This is a genomic window from Anaerolineales bacterium (assembly GCA_016928575.1).
Taxonomy (GTDB): domain Bacteria; phylum Chloroflexota; class Anaerolineae; order Anaerolineales; family RBG-16-64-43; genus JAFGKK01.
Genome location: JAFGKK010000054.1, coordinates 1 through 3,454, shown reverse-complemented (window position 1 = coordinate 3,454; position 3,454 = coordinate 1). Strand labels below are relative to the sequence as shown.

General features: G+C 66.6%; 2 protein-coding genes. Both read right to left on the bottom strand.

The window, feature by feature from the left end:
* The coding region (locus tag JW929_06680) for a DUF4157 domain-containing protein (GenBank protein ID MBN1439079.1) at window positions 1-551 on the bottom strand (551 nt) is incomplete at its 3' end.
* 43 nt (window positions 552-594) lie between these two features.
* Window positions 595-3,454, bottom strand: a 2,860-nt coding sequence (locus JW929_06675) for a DUF4157 domain-containing protein (GenBank protein MBN1439078.1), incomplete at its 5' end; no start/stop codon positions are given.

The following is a 3,454-nucleotide window of genomic DNA, read 5'->3' as shown; positions in this document are numbered from 1 at the left end:
GGTGCGTAGCGGCCCGAGTCGAAGACGACGTCGGAGCCGGCGGTGTAGGCCAGGGCCCGGATGGATTTCGCCGAAGCGGCGGCCTCGCCTCCGGTGTGCACCCGCACGGCGGAGAAGTCCTCCCCGAAGGAGGCTTCCATCTCCGCGCGCACGGCGGGCTCGAGCGGCCGGCCGCCGGAGCGCGGGACGAAATCCTCGGCGGCGGACGCGGGGCCGGCGGTCGCCCCCGGGTTGTTTTTGGGGCTAAGCGGCGAGGCGGGGAATCTATGGAACGAAGGACCGATACAGTTATTGCATGGAATCCCGTTCGCGAGGCATTCGGCCGCATCCTCCGCTTCCCGCTCCTGCGGATCGTTCGGCGAGCCGATTTCCAACTTCGGCAGGATGGCCCGCTCCTGGAGGAGGCGTTGGACGGCCTGGTTGCCCGCGGTGGAAGTTGCACTCCCCCGGGCGGTCTTGCGTTCATCCCGCCAACCCGCTTGGTTTGAAGGGGGCGCAAAGCGCCTCCCTTCCAGATCCGCATGGGCGGAGGATTTGGAATTGTGATCCATGGACCGCACTCTCTCCAAGCCTTCCTTTGTAAAAGAGATCCCGCTACATGATCTTGTTGTGGGCAAGGATGCCGTCGGCAAAAAACGTATGGTATTCGCTTATCGACAGATCATAGACGTCCGCCGGGCGGGAGTCGGTGGTCACATCCGAAATTTCCGCTTCGCCGACCGAATGATTCCGACCGTCCAGCCGGGTCACCAGAGAGCCCGCGCACAGCAGTCTCGCCGGCAGCCACAGCCCTTCGGAATGGATGGGATGCTCGCCGGTCACTCCGACTTCCGTTTCTTCGCGCGCCAAGCGCAGCCTCAGGTGCTGGGGTGCGGTCCGCCTTTCGATCTTTAATACCTTTCCCGGCCGGAGTGCGCCGTCGCTTTCGCGGCAGCTCAGCACGGCGTCGCCAACGCGCAAGCCGTCGATCCGGCGTTGGGTGCCGTCGGCCATGGTCACCAGAGTCCCGCCGGTGAAGCAGAAGCCGTACGGCGCCGGCCGGTATTCGGACGGCGGGGCGGAGCGCCGGAAATGGCAGCCGGCCTCGTAGGAATCCCAATCCTCCCGTCCTCCGGGCACGACCCGGTCGCCGACGAAATAGAGAATCCCGCCGGCGATCAATCCGACGATGAAGCCGACCGCGGTTCCGGCCACCGGTACGGCGGATCCGGCCGCGGCGCCGATGGCGGCGCCCGCCCACACGCTCCCGGCTCCCAATGCGGCGGATCGGGTCATGCGCGTGGCGACCTCGGGCGCGAAATGCTCGCGCTCCTCCAGCAATCCGATGCTGATCCCTTCGATGAACATCGCCCCGACGGCTCCGCCGCCCGCCCGGCCCAGCCCGGTCACCATTCCGGGCGTCAACCGGGTTGCGCCGGATTCCACAATCGAAGTCAGCATGGCGCCGGTGCCACGGCTGATGATCACCTGCTCCGTGGAAGAACCCAGGAAGCCGGCTCCGAAACCCAGACCGCCGGTGAGGGCGAGCTCCTGCATCCATTCCGGATGTTCCCGGGTGTCCAGAACCATGATGCCCGCCGACGTCGCAACGGCGATAACTCCCGACATTCCTCCGCCCCGCAAACCCGCTGCACCCATTGCCCGCAGTTCGCCCCCCGCGCCTCCCCCATGGCGCAGCGTCCGCGCAAATTCCGGCGTCATGACGGATTCGACGCTTCCCCCGATCGGTGCGGGGATTTCCATCGGCAGCGCGGGGGCTTCCCCGCCGGGATTAAGCAACGCGCCGGCGCGGTAAATATACGAACGCGAGGTCCGCAGATTCCGCACTTCAAGGGTCAATTCCGGATACCGGCGCGCGAATTGTTCAAGGACTCCCGGAGCGCCTTCGCCCGCGCCGGATGCGCACGAGGCACAGGGTTCCTGTTCGACCAACACGTGGACGGTGCGGCCCCGCAAATCCGCTCGGGTGATCTCTCCCAAAGCCAACGCGCGATCGATCTGGATGCGCATATTTTCGAGGGCGACATGTTCCGCGTGGCTGACTGCCGTCGGATTCACCGGGACGAAGACCGAACCGCCGGTGGTTCCCGGCGTGCCGAGAAGATGTGCGGGAAGCGCGGCGGCGGAGGCGCCGCCGACGCGGGACCGGCCGAGGTTGGGGATATCGGTAATGGCGGCGGCCGCGGTGCCCGTCGTCACGGGGGCATTGGGATCCAAGATGAGAGAACTGGCGGGGCGGCGCGGAACCCCGGGGGCGCCGCGGTAGTTCCTCAGCATGGTCTCCAATTGCTCCAGCATTTGCGGATTCATGGCGGGCGGATTCTGCAACCGGTCGGCCTGCATGTAGGCAGGTGATTGCTCAAACCATGCTGGGCGGTAAAACACATCCGCAAGCGCCGGCCAAGGTGCTGCGGCGCCGGGCGCCAGCGGCGACGTGCCGCGCGGGCCCCATAGGAATGGCAGATCGCCCGGCGCGTTGTATAGTCCGCCCAACGTCACCGTGGCGCCGAACATGGCCGGCGGAGCAATGTCGGCGGCCCTTCTGCGCATCAGGTAGGTGTCCGCGCTGACGCGTTCGATGTTACGCTCCTCGCGGAAGCGGTCAAATTGCCCCTGGGTCATGAGCGGCGCTCTGGAGTGATCCGCCGGCGCTCCGGCGACCTCGCTTCCCGGGACATCGATTACCCGGAAGGTCCCGGACGGTCCGTCGACGATCCGCCGCAGGGTCCGGGGGATTGTCTCCGGCATGGTGGCCAGCCAGGCGTGGCCCATGTTCACTCTTCGGTCGCGTTCGGTGATCAGGCGGCGCTGAAGGTTGCGGTTGTCGAAGTAACCGGGAGCGTCGCGGCCGCGGCCGACCACCGCGTGCACTCTGCGGTAATAGGAAAGCAGCCCGGCGTTGGTAAGCGCGTAGGCGTCCACCAGGCAGGGATCGAAGGATTCGGGGGCGCGGGAGGCTTCCTCCGGCGCCGGCTCCGCCGCCGCAGGTTCCGCCGCCGGAGGAAGGAGCGAGCGGATAGCCTCCCCGATCGCGGGGCCTATGGAAGCCATGGATTGCATGCGTCCGATCATCGTGGCGTGGGCGGCTCGGGAAGTGGGCGACGTATTTTCGATCAATCGGGTTACCAGGCCGTCGCGCTGCATCCGGTGCACGGTGTCTTCGAAATCTTCGGGAGAAAGGGTCGAAAGCACGTACAGCACCTGATCGCACTCGGTTTCGGTGATCTCCCAATCGATCACGCCGTAGGTCAGGTTGCTTTGGATAAACGAATAATCCGGCGTCACCGCGCGGGAGATCACCCCCGGCCGTTGCTGCGCCACGTGCGCCAGCTCATGCGCCAGCAGTTTGCGCCCCTCGCTCGTCTCGGGTGCGTAGCGGCCCGAGTCGAAGACGACGTCGGAGCCGGCGGTGTAGGCCAGGGCCCGGATGGATTTCGCCGAAGCGGCGGCCTCG